Consider the following 15,768-nt stretch of genomic DNA (forward strand, 5'->3'; position numbering starts at 1 on the left):
AGGGCGTGCATCGAGAAGACAGATTATCCCATCCCGGCAGAACTGATGCCGTCAACCCCGTCCTGGTGAATAGATACATTGTGTCTGTCTTCCACCAGTTGTGGCGGGGTGCCGTCACCGTGGGAGATGACCGCATCCATCTGCACCCGGGCACCCAGCGGCAGGGCAGAGGCCGCGATCACGCTGCGGGCCGGCAGATAGGCGACGGCACGGGCAATGGCGGAGTCCGGGAAGAAGGTGGTGTAGACCTCGTTGACGGCGTCGAGATCCGCCAGATTGGTCAGATAGACGGTCACCTTGACGATGTCGTCGAAGGGCACGTCGATGCTCTCCAGCACGGTTTTGATATTGCGCAGACACTGGGTCGCCTGCTCGCGAATGCCACCGTCAACCAGGGCGCTGGAGGCGGGGTCGAGGGGCAGCTGGGCACCGATATTGTTGTAATGAGAGAAGGCGACGCTCTGGCTGGAGAGCGGATCCTGCGGGGCGTGGTCGCTGTTTCGGGAGATCTTGAGCAGCGGGCAGGGGGCCTGGGGGAAGGTGCCTTCCCCGTTGGAGAGCAGGGCGTCCATCTGCACCCTGGCGCCGAGCGGCAGACTGGCGACGGCGAGCACTGTGCGGGTCGGCAGCGAGTGGGGGAAGAATTCCCGATAGACGGCGTTGACGGCATCGAGGTCGGCGATGTCCGCGAGGAACAGGGTCACCTTCACCATGTCCTCCATGCCGTGGCCAATGCTCTGGACGATGGCCTGGATATTGGTGAGGCACTGTCTGGCCTGGGCCTGGATATCCCCTGCGACCAGTGCGCCCGTTTTCGGATCGACCGGGAGCTGGGCGGCAATATTGTTGTAGTGGGAGAAGGCCACGCTCTGGGTATAGGGCCCCAGATCCTGAGGCGCATTGGGGGTATTTCTGGCGGATTTGATGATGGTACCACTCATGGCGATACTCCTTTTTCGTTTTTGATGTAGGGTCCGGGCCGCATTGTTCTTCCCTGGCCGAATGCGGCACGCTGATGACTCGTGATATTGCGGCAACAGTTGCCCGTTCCCGCCGCAGGGCGACGGAGAAAAGGAGAACGATCATCACAGTGTCGAGCCCTGTTTCGATGCAGACAGCGCGTGCAACAGACAAGGGAGAGAAGTTGGCCTGGTGATTCAGACGGGAGAATTCTAGGGGGCGGTTATCCCGGGATGCAAACCGGGATCCTGTTTCTATGAGGTGGCTCAACAGAGTGAAATATATTCATTTTGCGATTCAATTCATGACGGACATGGCAAATAAAGGTGATGATGATCCCGCTTTACCATGAAAGTGGAACCAGATAGCGCCATATTGTCGCGCATCAGGGTTACAGCCTGTGAATCCTCCGTTAATACTTTTGGCGACATTGCAGCTTATTCTCCCGATTTTGCATAGCTATCTATTTATCGCTCTCTCGACGCCCTGTTCAGCGCCGCCAAAATATGCTGCGGTGAGCACACTGAAATAACATTCACCCTCTTTGCATGGCAACAGGTCATGACATAAATACGGGAGAAAGAGAGGGCGCTTTTTAGCCCCTGCTGCGGAGGCTGACATGGGCGGGTCGCCACATCGCCTATGCCATATCTTTTCAGCGGCGCGAACACAGCCCGCCAGCAGGGCTCATAAGCAAGGGGAGGGGGCCTTCCCCTTGCCGCCCCCCGATGCATATCACTCCTGTCATGACCTTTCCTGTGAGGGGGCCCCGGAGTTCGCCCTGCTTTGCCGCCCTGACGTATCCCGCACTCCTTGCGATGCAGCCGGCTCATCTTCACCGCACCATTCTTATTTGTGTTCTTTGTCATCAACTGCCGTTATTGCGACCTGGGTCGGGGTTTGGGTGGATTATTAACTGTATGATTAATAATGAAATCAGGGACCCTGCCGACGAGCAGCACGGATCGGCACTCATCTGCCCGGGAGTGGCACATGCGATCGCATCGCGATCCCCGTCATCTGACTTCGGAGGTTTTATGCTTGGATTCATTCTGGGTGACATGTACAGCCACACCAGCGGGTTTCGGCCACCCCCCCGCCTAGGCAAGCACTTCCCCCTCGCCCCCGACTATCAACTGCGCGGTCACACCGGCGCCGCCATCCTGACCATGGAGACCCTGCTCGATACCCCCTATCCCCAGAAGAAGTTCAGGGCCCTGATCTATGGCGCCTTTATCGAGCGCCAGCGTCGCCTCTTTGCCGAGCAGGTGGTCATTGGCCGGATGGAGGAGGGCCAGGACCTGGCGATCGCCATTGACCTCGCCTTTATCAGCACGGCGGTGCCCATCGGTCTGCTCGCCATCTCGGAGGAGATCGCGCTGCTGACCACCCCCCGTCCCACCCAGACCCATCCTCATCAGGAGGCCTTGAGCCAGGCGCTCGACTGCACCGCCATGCTGATGTTCTATGCCAAGGTCATTCGCCAGCGCAATGCGGTGCTTGAGCACATCGGCCACCAGTTCGGCTACAGACCGCAGGCCGGGTTGGTGGTCAGGGTGGGCCACGGCGGGGAAGATGACTATGCCGCCTTCATGGTCAATGTGATGACCTGCATCGCCCATTCGGGCTCCTTCAAGGAGGCGCTGGAGAATGGCGTCAGGATGGGCATACGCGATCCCGCCTTTTTCTGTATCGTCGGCGCCCTGGCCTCGACCCTGTGGGGAGTGCCCAAACCCTGGGCCCATGAGATCTCCCGTTTCATCCAGCGCCAGCACCCCCACTATCTCCAGATCCTGCTGCGGGGCGAAGCCAGGGTGGGCCGCAGACAGATCAACCTGGATCCTCCCAAACCGCCGCTCTGTGCACCGGTCAAGCGCCAGGTAAACCGCTTCCTGAAGTGGGCCTTCTAGGGCCATGGGAGTGCTCTCGAGGGGCGGGCCCATGGCGCCATCCCATCGGCCCGCCCCTCCTGAGGGTCATCACGGGGCTGTTATCTCACTGACCCCTGCTCCCCGGCTACCTTGCCCAAGAGGGGATGGCCAGAAAAGCCAACGGCTGCACGGGGGACAAGGGGCGGGTAGAAGGTGATCCACCTCGCCTTTTGATGTGAACGTCTTTTGATGTTTGGCGCCATACGCATACCATGCGCATCGTGTGTTCCTGTTGGGGGGAGGCGCTGCCTATTGCCCCCGTGGCTGGCCGCTGGTCCCGTCATGCCCTCGGGATGCACGACCCGGGGCCGCCACGGCAACCCCTTATCGCCATAGCCAACAGAACGGAGTATCAGGATGGCCATTGCCATTGAGCAGTCGGACAACACACTGAGGGTCAACAAGGATTGCTACGATCTGGGCCGCATCGTCGGCGTGCAGGTAAAAGCACTCGGCTGGATGGATCGGCTCAAGAAGACCTTGTTGCTGGGAGTGGTCACCTCCAGTGTGCTCTTTTACTTCACCCCTTCCTACGAGCAGGCGGGCAACTGGCTCATCGTGCTCTTCCTGCCCCTGGTGGGTTTTCTGTCTGGCGCCCTGATGGGGCTGCTCTCCAGCGCGAAATATGAGTTTTGCATCGAGTTTTCCCACGCCGACGAGACGGGCGTGCAGTGGATTACCGCCGCCAGGAGCCGGCATGTCGCCGATTATGAGACCTTCAAGGCGCAGGCGGCCAGGTTGAAAGAGCGGCTCGGGTAGGGAGCACAGAGTGACGGGTCTGCGCCATCTGGCGCCAGGCATAACAACAAGCCCGATCAGGTGCACCTGTTCGGGCTTGTTCCATTAGGGGGAGGGCGCTCGGGGAGCGGCTCAGGCGGGATAGAGGGCGCCCAGTACCGCCGGGCGGCTCGCGCCGGTCACCGCAGGCAGGTTGCCCGGCTTTCGCTGGATAAAGCGTTGTGCCAGCCAGGCAAAGGCGGCCCCTTCCACCCAGTCCGGTGCAAGGCCGAGCTGGGCGGTGCTGGTCAGATGCCAGTCGGGCAGCAGGGCAGCAAGCTCCGCCAGCAGCGGGGCGTTGTGGGCGCCGCCGCCGCAGACAAACAGCTCGGGCCGGGTTGGCGCGTCACTGTGGGCGGGCAACTGGCGGGCGATGCTGTGGCAGGTCAGGGATTGCAGGGTACGCTGCACATCTGCGGGGGCGTATGCGCTGCCGTCCAGCTCGCCGTCGAGCCAGTCGAGGGTGAACATCTCACGCCCCGTGCTCTTGGGGGCGGGGGCGGCGAAGTAGGGGTGAGCCAGCAACTGCTCCAGCAGCGCAGGGATAGGCTTGCCGCTGGCGGCCCACTGGCCACCGGCATCATAGCTGTCACCGTGTGGATGGTGGCGGCGATACCAGCCGTCGAGCAGGGTGTTGGCGGGGCCGGTATCGAAGCCATATACCCCTGAACCAGCCCCCCCGTCGGCCTGGCCGGGCAGCACCGAGATATTGGCAATGCCGCCGAGGTTCAGCACCACCCGAAGGGCGCCGGAACGGGCAAAGAGCGCCTGATGGAAGGCGGGCACCAGGGGCGCCCCCTGGCCGCCGAGGGCCATGTCCATGGTGCGAAAATCGGCCACCACATCGATGCCGGTCAGGGCCGCCAGCAGGGCCGCGTTGCCAATTTGCAGGGTAAAGCCGAGGGCAGGGCGGTGGCGTATGGTCTGGCCGTGACTGCCGATGGCGCGAATCTCCTTGGGAGTCAGCGCCGCCTTGGCGAGCAGGGCCTGGGTGGCGGCGGCAAATTCGCGGGCCACCAGGTTGTCGGCGACCCCCATGCGGTCGATTTCGTTCTCCCCCGGGGTGCAAAGCTCATGCAGGGTGCGAGCCGTATCGGCAGGCCAGGGATGGCAGAGGGCCGCCTCGACCCGCAGTGCATCCCCCTCGAGCTGCACCAGCACTGCGTCGATACCATCCATGCTGGTACCGGACATCAAGCCTATATAGCGTTCCGTCATGACAACCCCCTTTCAATGATGCAGAGGAACGGTCTGATACCGTGTTCCACCTTGGTCGACAGCGCTCAGCTGTCGTCACCGTTGCCCTTGTTTCTGGCCAGTTGCAGCTCGGGGCTGTCCAGCTTGGCCAGCTGGGGCATGGCCTGGGCCTTGAAGCTGGCCAGCGCCCGCCCGCTGAGAGACTCCGCCTGGGGCAGGTTGAGGGTGCGCGGGTTCTTGTGCACGCCGCCCACCACGAATTCATAGTGCAGGTGCGGCCCGGTGACCCGGCCGGTGCCACCGAGCAGGCCGATGGTCTGCCCCTGCTTCACTCGCTGCCCCTTGTTGACGGTGCGCTTGGAGAGGTGCAGGTACTTGGTCACGTAGTTGCCCGCGTGCTTGATGAAGACGTAGTTGCCGTTGAACTGGTTGTAGCCTGCGGCCACCACGCTGCCGCCGCCCGCCGCCATGATGGGGGTCCCCACCGGCGCCACGTAGTCGATGCCGTTGTGGGGACGCACCTTGCCGGTGACCGGGTGAAGGCGGCGCGGATTGAAGTTGGAGCTGATGTATTTGAAGTTGACCGGCGCGCGCAGGAAGCTCTTGCGCATCGCCTTGCCGTCCGGGGTGTAGTAGTTGCCATCCGTGTTCAGCACGGCGCGGTAGATGGCCCCCTGGTTGACGAACTCGGCGGCCAGGATGTCGCCGGAGGCAACCCGCTCGTCATCCTGGTATTTGTCCTGGTAGACCACCCGGAAGCTGTCCCCCGGCTGCAGGTCCTGGGCAAAGTCGATGTCCCAGCCGAAGATGGCGGCGAGATCCATGATCTGGTCTTCCGTCATGCCCGCTTCGACGGCGGCGCCCCAGAAGCTGGAGCGGATTTCCCCCTGGGCCACCTGTTCGCGGGTGTCGAGCTCGATCTTCACCGGCCTGGCCACGAAGCCGTCATCCCGGCGGTTCACCTTGAGCGCCTGCTCCAGGCTGTGGGGGTAATAGAGGCTGTGCAGCTCGCCGCCCTTGGTGAGCTTGAAGGTGAGCTCCTGACCGGGCTTGAGCAGGCGCAGGGTATCCGTGCCCTCGAGCTGGTCGATGAGGTGCAGATCCGTGGTACTGAGGCCCAGACGCTGGAAGATGACCCCCATGTTGTCGCCGCTGCGCACCTTCACCTGTCTGGTGACATAGCGCGGTTTGGGCGGGGTGACGGGCTCGGCCCGTGCCAGCTGCGCCTCCTCGTCGACCTGCTGCTCGACGGCCAGTTCGTTGTCGTTGACATCGACCCGGGTGGCGACTGCCTGTTCGCTCGGCCAGGCCGCCAGCATCATCACCATGATGCTCAGGATAAGCACCATCTTGCGGTGCCAGTGAGGGAGAGAGTTGAAGGCGTGCCAAAGGACCATGAGAAGCAGACAAAGTTGAACCCGGAAGAAGGTCGGAGTTTACCGCCTTTCCAATTGGCCCGCCATTCCAGTAATATGTCTGGCCCTGTGGAATCGTGATTGGAGAGTCAAAAAATGTCCCAGCTCGAGGTGGCGCTAGCCGAGATCAAGCGCGGAGCGGAAGAAATTCTGGTTGAAGAAGAACTGATCGCCAAGTTGAAGGAAGGGCGCCCCCTGCGCATCAAGCTGGGGATGGACCCGACCGCGCCGGACATCCACCTGGGTCATACCGTGATCCTCAACAAGCTGAAGACCTTCCAGGATCTGGGCCATGAAGTGATCCTGCTGATCGGTGACTTCACCGCCATGGTGGGTGACCCCTCCGGCAAGAACGCCACCCGTCCGCCGCTCTCCGAAGAGGCCATCAAGCACAACGCCCTCACCTATGCCGAGCAGGCGTTCAAGATCCTCGACCCGGCCAAGACCCGCATCGAGTACAACTCCACTTGGCTGAGTGAGCTGGGCGCGACCGGCATGATCAAGCTGGCGGCCAAGCAGACCGTGGCCCGCATGATGGAGCGCGACGACTTCAAGAAGCGCTACAGCAACGGCCAGTCCATCGCCATTCACGAATTCCTCTATCCGCTGCTGCAAGGCTATGACTCGGTCGCGCTGAAGGCGGACGTCGAGCTCGGCGGTACCGATCAGAAGTTCAACCTGCTGATGGGTCGCGAGCTGCAAAAAGATGCGGGCATGGCGACCCAGTGCGTGCTGATGATGCCGCTCTTGGTAGGCCTGGACGGTGTCAAGAAGATGTCCAAGTCCGCTGCCAACTACATCGGCGTGCACGATGCCCCGGGGGAGATGTTCGGCAAGATCATGTCCATCACCGACGATCTGATGTGGAACTACTACGAGCTGCTCTCCTTCCGTCCGCTCGCCGAGATTGAAGAGTTCAAGGCAGGCATTGCCGCCGGCACCCTCAACCCGCGCGACGTGAAGATCTGGCTGGCCAAAGAGATCATCGCCCGTTATCACTATGAAGCGGCGGCCGAAGCGGCCCACGAAGACTTCACCCAGCGCTTCTCCAAGAACGCCATTCCGGACGACATGCCGGAAGTCGAACTGGCACTGGAAGGGGAAGGGCTGGCCATCGCCAACCTGCTCAAAGACGCCGATCTGGTGGCCACCACCTCCGAAGCGCTGCGGATGATCAAGCAGGGCGCGGTGAAGGTGGATGGCGAGAAGCTGGACGATGGCAAGGCACTCATCGGTGCCGGCACCGCCGTCTACCAGGTCGGCAAGCGCAAGTTTGCCCGGGTGACCGTCAAGTAAGTCGTTTGCCCCTGGCGCTGCCATAAGAAAGGCCTCCCTTGCGGAGGCCTTTTTGTTGGCTCATTGCTGCAAAGAGGGATCAGCCCTCTGTTTTCAGGAAGTTGCGATATAGCATGTAGAGGTGGGCCGAGCTCCAGCTGAAGTTGCTGGCCCCCTGCATGGCGCCGGTCTCCGGGTTGTAGTTCTCGCGGATGGGGCCGCTGCCCGCCAGCCCCTCGGCGTTAGCAAACAGCTTGTTGACGAGCGTCTGGGCATCGCTGCGATAGCCGTAGTTCTCCAGCCCCTTCACCCCGAAGTAGAACTGATCCAGCCAGACCCTGCCGCGCCAGTAGATGTCGGGGTCGTAGGCCGGGTTGGTCAGCGCCGCCGTGCCCAGCGGCACCTTGGTGTTGAACTCCTGGGCATTGAGCATCACCTCGCGTACCCGCGCCGCCTTCTCCTGGTCCGCCACCTCGGCCCAGAGCGGGCTCCACCCTTCCGGGCCACGGCCGCGGGCGGTCAACAGCTTGCCGACGCAGCCGTTGGCGTCGGGCAGATCCCCCTGGGCTATCTGGCGGTCGTAATAGAAGCCGGAGGCCTCATCGAACAGGCAGCTGTTGATATAGCCGGCCAGCTGGCTGGCCCCTTCGCGGTAGCGGCTCGCCTCGTCCGGCTTGCCGAGCAGCTCGGCCATGTCGGCCAGGATGCGTTTCTCCTTGGCGAGGAAGGCGTTGAGCTCCACCGACTCCTGATCGATGGAGAAGCCGATGAGGCTGCCGTCGTTCTGATGGTTCTCGAAGAAGAAGACGTTCCAGTCCTGGCGCGCCCTGGCCAGGTCGCCGCCATAAGTCTTGTCGGCATAGCGCTTGAGCTGATCCGGCTCGATAAAGCCGAAGCGGGCGGCATTGTCCATGCCGGACTCCCAGCCCGCGCCGTGCTGGGCGCCGATATCCATGTCGGCGTAGCCACCGACGCTCAACACCTGCTGGTAGAGCGCCATGCCGGCGCAGCCATACCAGCCATCCCCCTCATTGGTACAGCTCGACAGATCCAGCCCGGCCGGTACCCCCGTCGGGTACTGCACCTTGAAGGTGATGTTGCCGAACTCGTCGTTGTGCTCGACGTGGCGGGTGGCGCCATATTCGATGATGCCGTTGCGGTTGTTGTCCCGCGCCCGATACCACCAGTCGTGATAGGCCTGGATCTTCGGATACATCTCGGCGATGAAGGCCTTGTCCTGGGTGGCGCTGTAGATCTCCCAGATGGCCCAGGCGGAGAGGGGTGGCTTGGTGTCGCGCTCGTTCCAGTTGCCGCCGTCGCCACCGCGATCGGCGAGCTTGTTGTAGAAGACGGCGTCGATCACCATGCCGGCATCCTGTGGCCGGACCGGGTCATCGGCCTGGATCTGGTAGTCATACATGGCGCGCACGTTGTTCTTGGCTACCTCTGGGTTGAAGTGGGCCATGGCATAGGCGTGCTTCCAGCTGTCCCAGGCCCAGACCCCGTCGAACCAGCGGGCGGTGTTGGAGGGGATCACCCCGTCGTGCAGGATGGCGCCGGCTGGGGAACGCCAGTTGCCATTGAGGGTCTCCATCGCCTTGACCGCGATGCGCCGCTCCGATTCCGGGATCCCCTGATTGGAGAGGCCGCGCGCCAGGTAATCCTCCCAGCGGCGGATGGAGTCATCGAAATGGCTGGCGGGGTCGGCCAGCAGCGCCTGGCGGCTCTGCTCGAAGCGACTCGCCTCATCGCTGGAGTGCACATAGCTCTGCAGGGTGTAGATATCCTGCTGCCCCTTGGCGGCCAGGGTGAGGCTGGCCTCGCTCACGTAGCCGAGCCCCCGCTCGTCGAGGGTGGTGCGGCTCGGCAGGGTGCGATCGATGCGGTAGCTGGCGCTGCCGCTTTGCATGATGTTCCAGGTGCTGCGCAGTTTGCCGAACTTGAATGCCACGCCGCGCTCGGTCTGGCTGATGGTGCGGGTCCAGGCGGGGTACTGCTCGGCGACCGTCTTGTTGGCATCCCACTGGTTGAGCAGCTCCCCCTGCCAGTTGAGCTTGAGGGTGAGGGGGGCGCCAGTGTGGTTGATGAGGCGGGTGCGAACCAGCGCAGTGCGGGCATCGCCGTAGCGCAGTTCCAGTTCCAGAGTGAAGGGTTCGAATTCGAAGCGCTGCACCAGCGCCCCCGGGATGGCGTACAGCGCCTGCTTGCTGGCGCTGGTGAGCGGGAAGGCGCGGCCGCTCTCGTCGCTCAGGGTCAGCTTGTCCAGCTCGCTGGCGAAGAACAGGCTGTACTCCTCGGCGATGACCATGGGGCCGGTAAAGCCACCCCATTCGCTGTCGCTGGCGGGCAGCAGGAAGCCGTGCCAGGCGCCGAGATCGAGCAGCGGGTTGTATTTGAGGTTGGAGTAGCTGTCAAAGTCACGGAACTGGCGCGGGGTGCCGCTGCGGTCGATCACGTTCTGATACTGGTTCGCCAGGGTGGCGCTGGGGGCGGCCGGGCTGCTGGAGTCATTGCCGTTGCAGGCAGTAAGGCCGAACAGGGCAACGCTCAGGGTGACGGATAGTAAATTTTTACGAGACATCTCTCGCTCCAATGACAGTTTTTGTAGGTTAAGGAAGGTGTTTTTTAGTATTTGTTTTAGTGAAAGCGTTTGCGAGAGCCATTATAGGGCGATTTTGACGGGATTATTGGCGCTGTGTCACAGTGCAGGAGGGACGAGTGTGAGCCGGATCACCCGGTTACACGAGGTTACATAGTCTTATATTTTAGTAATTATTTACTTTTGTGGTGGCAGTCAGCGAGAGAGAGGAGGGGCAGGTACGCAGGTATTGGTGGGGGGTCAGGCCGAACTCCTCCTTGAAGCGCGCGGCAAAGCGGCCGGGGGAGTCGTAGCCACAGGCGAGGGCGGTCTGAAGCGGCGTGAGCCCCTGTTGCAGCAGGGTGAGGGCGTGCCCCAGGCGTACCTGGGTCAGCACCTGGCGAAAGCTGCGCCCCTCGGCGGCCAGTTTGCGGACCAGGGAGGCGCGGCTCATGGCGAAGTGGGTCGCTACCGTCTCCAGCCGGTGATCAAGACCAGGCTCCACGCTGAGGTAACGGGCCAGCCGCTCCCCCAGGGTCATGGTGGTGGCAGGAAAGAGCAGGCCAAGGCCCCCCGCTTCCCTGAGCTCGCCATAAAACCCTTGCAGCAGCTGGGCCTGGGTGGCCTCATGGAGCCGCCGATCCGCCATGGAGCAGACCAGCTCGAAACAGAAGGCCAGGGCCGGACTGACCGCGAGGCGCGGCTCCCTGAGCGGGCCGGCCTGGGCGGCGCTGAGCCAGTCGACGGGGGGCGGGGTCAGCAGGGTCAGCGCACGGGAGCGAAACTTGCCCTGCTCCGGCTGGTTGACGAAGGTGAGCTGGTGACCGGCCGGGATCAGCAGCCAGCTCCCCTGATCGAACGCCAGGCGCTTCTCCTGCCACCACAACTGCTTGTGACCCTGCTCCACCCAGATGATGGTGGGGGCATAGATGAGCACCCGGTGCAGCGGCTGCTGGCGGATCCCGAGATAGTGGTGCAGTTGCAGCAGTGGCGTGCTCATCCGGCGGACTCCTAGGGGGTGACGAAGGTGGCGGTCAGGGTGGCCTTGCCAAGGGCCATGCTGTTGAGCATGTAGCCTACCATGGCGGGCGGGGTGTCTGCCTTCACCTCCAGGGCCTGGGGCAGGGCCCAGGCGGTAAACTGGTAGCGGTGCATGCCGTGGCCGGCGGGCGGGCAGGGGCCGCCGTAGCCCTGGCTGCCGAAGTCGGTCTGAAGCTCCAGTCCCTGCTTGAGCTTGCCGGAGGCATTGCTCGGCAGCTCGTTTTGACTGGCCGGCAGGTTCACCACCAGCCAGTGCCACCAGCCGCTGCCGGTGGGGGCATCTGGATCATAAGCCGTGATGGCGACGCTCTTGGTGCCAGCCGGCAGATCCTGCCAGCTCAGCTGGGGCGAGCGGTTGTCACCGCTGCAGCCAAAGCCGTTGAAGCTGAAGACCTTGTCCATGGGTTCACCCTCGCGGATGTCGGTACTCTTGAGGGTCATGGCGCTGGCGGGCAGGGCCGCGAGGCAGAACAGGGGCAGCAGCGGGATAATGGGGGATCTCATGATGGGCACTCCTTTGTGTGAATATGGCATTCACTCTAAGGGGGCTGGCTCAAAACAGAGTGCCCGTATGGCTCAAATTATGCCATGGAGGTGGCTTTTGTGAGCTGTTCGGGGCTTTTGAGGGGCATAAAAAAACCGGCATCCTGGGATGCCGGTTTTTGGGAGAGGCGAGGGGCCTTAGCGCAGGATCATCTCGTCACGGCCCGGGCCGACGGAGACCATGGGCACCGGCACGCCCAGCAGGGCTTCGATGCGCAGCACATAGTCCTGGGCAGCCTTGGGCAGCTCGGCGAAGGTGCGGCAGGCGCTGATGTCTTCGCTCCAGCTCTCCATCTTCTCGTAGACGGGGGTGAGGGCGGCGGTCTGCGGCCAGATCGGGTTCTCGGTGTGGGCACCTTCGTAGGCCACGCAGATCTTCAGATCCGGCAGACCGGTCAGGCAGTCCAGCTTGGTCAGGGCCACTTCGGTGGCAGCCTGCAGCTCGACGCCGTTCTTGGTGGCAACGGCATCGAAGTAACCCACGTCACGAGGACGGCCGGTGGTGGCGCCGAACTCGTTGGTGATCTTGCGGAACTCGTCCTGGTTCTCCATGGCGGTCAGCAGGGTGCCGGTACCGACGGAGGAGCTGAATGCCTTGGCCACGGCGATGACGCGCTCCGGGCGCAGGCCCGGCAGACCGCCACCGATGCCGGCGTAGGCGCCGGAAACGTGGGAGGAGGTGACCCAGGGGTATTCGCCGTAGATGAGATCACGGCCGGCGCCCAGCTGGGCTTCGAACAGCAGGGTCTTGCCTTCGGCTTGCAGTGCCTTGAGGGGCATGCTGACGTTGCAGACGGCGTCCAGCCAGGGAGCGGACACTTCCAGCAGCCAGTCGGCCATCTCCTGGGCGGTCTGGGTGAATTCGAAGTCCGGATAGAGAGCCTTCATCTGCGGCAGTTTCCAGTCCAGCATGAACTGGATGCGCTCGACCAGCACGTCCGGCTGTTTCAGCCAGCCCACCAGGATCGCCTTTTTCATGACCCGATCACCGTAAGCCGGGGCGATGCCCTGACGGGTGGAGCCGTAGGCGCCGTCACCCAGGCGTTGCTCTTCCAGGGTGTCTTCCAGCGCGTGCAGCGGCAGGCAGAGGGTGGCACGGTCAGAGATGGCGAGCTTGGGAATGACGCCGGAGGCCTTGACCTCTTCCAGCTCGACGGTGAGCTTCTCGGGGCTGATCACCATGCCGGGGCCCAGCACGACCAGGCAATCCGGGTTGAAGACGCCGCTCGGCACCTGGTGCAGCTTGAAGGTGCCCAGATCGTTGACCACGGTGTGGCCGGCGTTGTTGCCGCCCTGGAAACGAATACTGGCGCCAGCCTGGCCTGCCAGATAATCGACGATGCGGCCTTTGCCTTCATCACCCCAGTTAGCACCTACGACTACGATAGACGACATGACTCTTTCTCCTAAGACGTTAGGCGTCCATCCTAGGAGCCCCGTGAGGATTAGAAAAATTAATTATCTTTATAATTCCGATAAGGAAGCCATATAATTCCGGTGCAATTATCGACACCGCGCTCCCTTTCGTGGTGCCCGTGCCCTGGCGGCGCTGGCCCTGCCATCGACCCGGGAGAAGAGGAACCCCATGCTGGACATTCACTGGCTGCACACCTTCGTCACCCTGGCCCGGTTGCAGCACTTCGGCCAGACGGCCACCGAACTGCACATGACGCAACCCAATGTGAGCCTGCACCTCAAGAACCTGGAGCAGGCGACCCGGGTCAAGCTGGTGGAGCGCAGCCCGTTTCGCCTGACCCAGGCGGGGGAGCGGCTGCTGCAAAGCGCCGAGCGCGCCATCAACGAGCTGCAACTCTGCCAGTCCGATCTCAATGCCCTGAGCCAGTTGAGCCAGGGTACGCTCGCCATCGCCGCCAGCGACATCATCTCGCGCCTGCTGCTCATCCAGCCGTTCCAGCGCTTCAAGCAGGCCTTCCCCGGCATCGACCTCACCCTGTTCAACACCACCTCGGATCAGGCGGCGGATCTGGTGCGGGCGGGCAAGGCGGATCTGGGCTTCGTGATGGCACAAAAGCGCAGCGAGCCGCTCTTCTACACCGAGTTGCAGCAGGTGACCTGGTGTGCCCTGGGGCACGGCCTGGCCCGCTGGCAGGCGCGGGCCAGCTCGGGAGAGAGCGATCCTCTGGACGAGCCCACCCTGATCCTGCTGGGGCACGACACCCGGACCCGGGCATTGATCGATCCCTCCCTGCCCCTGCTCGGCCTGCCGAGCTGCCGCATCATGGAAGTGGGGAGCGTGGATGCCCAGCTCGACTGGGCCGAGGCGGGCTTTGGCGTCGCCATCGTGCCGGATTTCTCCCTTCACCCCAGGCTCAAGCTGACCGCCCCGGTGACCCGGCTCACCGATTTTCCCGGTACCAGCCTGGGGTACGTGGTGCGCCAGAACCAGGTGCTGTCGCGGGCCATCAAGCAACTGCTGCACTGGGTGGAGGAGGAGATCCAGAATCCGGCGCTGCTGCTGGCGCCGTGACAGGCCAGGCGCCCGTTCCCGATAACCAAGAGGCCACCCCTGGGGTGGCCTCTTGGTTGGTGTTCATTGCCCGGCGGGGACTGTGGTCCCCACCGCGTGGCTGGGCGGGCTGGCCGGCATGGCCTGCGGTGATGGCGCCTCCAGCGGCGTTGCCGACGAGGCGGGCGCCTCAGGCGGGGTCAGGGGATGGCCTGGTGCCAGGGTTGCGCTGCCCGGTGTGGGCGGCTCGGTCAGTGCCGGGGCCTGGTTGGTGGAGGCCGCCCCCGAACTGGTTGAGAGGGTCGCGGCGGCCGGCTGCTCCGACAAGGTGTCGGACCCCTCCAGTGGCGCGGTGCCTTCCAGGGGGCCTGTCCCATCGGTCGGTGTGGCCGCGCTGCTCGCCGGGGACAAGGTCGGCAAGGCACCCGAGGTCGCCCCGGCACCGGATGCCGTGAGGGTGTCCGCCGGGAGGGTGGGCACGGCATCCAGCATGCCGGGATGGAGCAGGGCGATGCTGCCCGCCTGCATGCCTTCCCAGGTGAGGGTGGTCAGTGCCGGATGCAGCCGGGTGAACTGCTTGAGCCGCTCGTTCAGCACGTCCCGCAGGGTGCGCACCTCGCTCTCGGGCAGACTGGCCAGCGCCACCAGTTCGGCGGTGACGGCGAAGGTATTGACGCCGCTTGTCTGCCCCGGATAGAGGTTGGCGCCGATGCGGCTGCGATCGTAGTAGGGGTGCTGCTTGAGCAGCTTGTCCACCTGTTCCCCCTCGATGGGAATGAGGCGGGCCTGACAGCGGCCGGTGAGATCGCCGATGGCCTGATTGGGGTGACCGGCGACCACGAAGGCGGCATCCAGGGTGCCGTCACAGAGCCCCTCCAGCCGGTTGCCCGGGGAGATCACGGGCGGGCGGCTGAAGTCGGCGATCCGCCACCCCATGGCATCGAGCAGGGCCCGGCTGGTGACTCTGTCCCCGGAGTTGGGGGCGCCGACATCGACCCGCTTGCCCTTGATGTCGGCCAGGGTGGTGATGTTGCTGGTGGCGCTGGCAATCAGGGTCAGGGACTCCTTGTGGAGCCGCAAGAGGCTGCGCAGCTGATCGTCCGGGGCCTGGCCCGCGAAGGGGCCGGTGCCATGCACCGCATGGTAGAGCACATCCGACTGCATCAGGGCGAGCTGTACCTCCCCCTTGGCGAGGGCCGCCAGATTGGCGATGGAGCCCGAGGTACTCTGCACCGTGCAGTGCAGGCCGTGGCGGGCACTCTCCTCGTTGAGCAGGCGGCAGATGGCGCCCCCTGTGGGGTAGTAGACGCCGTTGAGGGCTCCCGTACCGATGGTGACATAGGCGGGGGAGGCGAAGAGGGAGGGCGCCAGCACGGCCGCAAGCCAGGGCAGGGCGGTACGTGACAGACGCAACAGGGCAGAGAAGGCGAATGGGCGCATAGTGGACCGAAACCGTGGCTGAACATGAGGAGGAGGCGGGCTCATCCGGTGATGAGCCTCATCTTATCCGTATCAGACGGGAAGCTGAACGGATTTTACCGCTTTTGCGCGCACCGGGCGGCCTGGGGCCGCCGCCCGGGACGG

11 protein-coding genes and 1 pseudogene are annotated in these 15,768 nt (G+C 63.6%); 4 read left to right on the plus strand and 8 right to left on the minus strand.

Translation table 11 applies throughout. The features are described 5' to 3' along the window. Positions 1-50: 50 nt before the first annotated feature. Positions 51-941 (minus strand): annotated as a pseudogene (locus PG896_RS05770) (RidA family protein); the annotation flags it as partial. 1,056 nt (positions 942-1,997) lie between these two features. On the opposite strand from PG896_RS05770, the gene PG896_RS05775 reads away from it, so the two are divergent. Beyond that, the gene (locus PG896_RS05775) at positions 1,998-2,870 is read left to right on the plus strand and encodes a hypothetical protein (protein WP_270835509.1); all 873 of its coding nucleotides are present in this window, start codon (positions 1,998-2,000) and stop codon (positions 2,868-2,870) included. Between the two features lie 378 nt (positions 2,871-3,248). Next, complete coding sequence (locus PG896_RS05780; protein WP_234929074.1) at positions 3,249-3,650, plus strand: hypothetical protein; 402 nt, start codon at positions 3,249-3,251, stop codon at positions 3,648-3,650. Between the two features lie 111 nt (positions 3,651-3,761). On the opposite strand, the gene PG896_RS05785 is transcribed toward PG896_RS05780, so the two are convergent. Together PG896_RS05785 and PG896_RS05790 are read right to left on the minus strand one after the other, a co-directional pair. Next, positions 3,762-4,886 carry an anhydro-N-acetylmuramic acid kinase gene (locus tag PG896_RS05785; RefSeq protein ID WP_270835510.1) on the minus strand — a complete coding sequence of 375 codons (1,125 nt, stop codon included), beginning with the start codon at positions 4,884-4,886 and terminating at the stop codon, positions 3,762-3,764. Between the two features lie 65 nt (positions 4,887-4,951). Next, entirely contained in the window at positions 4,952-6,262 is a 1,311-nt protein-coding gene (locus PG896_RS05790; protein ID WP_029314150.1) for a peptidoglycan DD-metalloendopeptidase family protein, read from the minus strand. Positions 6,263-6,376: 114 nt separating this feature from the next. On the opposite strand from PG896_RS05790, the gene tyrS reads away from it, so the two are divergent. After that, positions 6,377-7,576 (plus strand): tyrosine--tRNA ligase, encoded by a 1,200-nt coding sequence (gene tyrS, locus PG896_RS05795; protein ID WP_010673883.1) that lies wholly within the window; start codon positions 6,377-6,379, stop codon positions 7,574-7,576. Positions 7,577-7,655: 79 nt separating this feature from the next. Here tyrS and ygjK read toward each other — a convergent pair whose 3' ends face one another. The 4 genes from ygjK to PG896_RS05815 form a co-directional block, all read right to left on the minus strand. Then, the gene (gene ygjK / locus PG896_RS05800; protein ID WP_270835511.1) at positions 7,656-10,136 is read right to left on the minus strand and encodes an alpha-glucosidase; all 2,481 of its coding nucleotides are present in this window, start codon (positions 10,134-10,136) and stop codon (positions 7,656-7,658) included. A 184-nt stretch (positions 10,137-10,320) separates the two neighbouring features. Beyond that, positions 10,321-11,133 carry a helix-turn-helix transcriptional regulator gene (locus PG896_RS05805; RefSeq protein WP_270835512.1) on the minus strand — a complete coding sequence of 271 codons (813 nt, stop codon included), beginning with the start codon at positions 11,131-11,133 and terminating at the stop codon, positions 10,321-10,323. 11 nt (positions 11,134-11,144) lie between these two features. Beyond that, positions 11,145-11,678, minus strand: a complete 534-nt coding sequence (locus tag PG896_RS05810; protein WP_442866194.1) for a YbhB/YbcL family Raf kinase inhibitor-like protein — start codon at positions 11,676-11,678, stop codon at positions 11,145-11,147. Between the two features lie 177 nt (positions 11,679-11,855). Beyond that, a complete protein-coding gene (locus PG896_RS05815; protein ID WP_042880306.1) occupies positions 11,856-13,112 on the minus strand; it encodes an adenylosuccinate synthetase in 1,257 nt (418 codons plus the stop codon). A 190-nt stretch (positions 13,113-13,302) separates the two neighbouring features. On the opposite strand from PG896_RS05815, the gene PG896_RS05820 reads away from it, so the two are divergent. Next, on the plus strand, positions 13,303-14,205 hold the full coding sequence (locus tag PG896_RS05820; RefSeq protein ID WP_041212603.1) for a LysR family transcriptional regulator: 903 nt from the start codon (positions 13,303-13,305) through the stop codon (positions 14,203-14,205). Positions 14,206-14,268: 63 nt separating this feature from the next. On the opposite strand, the gene PG896_RS05825 is transcribed toward PG896_RS05820, so the two are convergent. After that, the gene (locus PG896_RS05825; RefSeq protein WP_270835513.1) at positions 14,269-15,624 is read right to left on the minus strand and encodes a TAXI family TRAP transporter solute-binding subunit; all 1,356 of its coding nucleotides are present in this window, start codon (positions 15,622-15,624) and stop codon (positions 14,269-14,271) included. Positions 15,625-15,768: the final 144 nt, after the last annotated feature.

Source organism: Aeromonas sp. QDB30 (assembly GCF_027707645.1).
In the GTDB taxonomy this organism is placed as follows: Bacteria; Pseudomonadota; Gammaproteobacteria; order Enterobacterales; family Aeromonadaceae; genus Aeromonas; species Aeromonas caviae.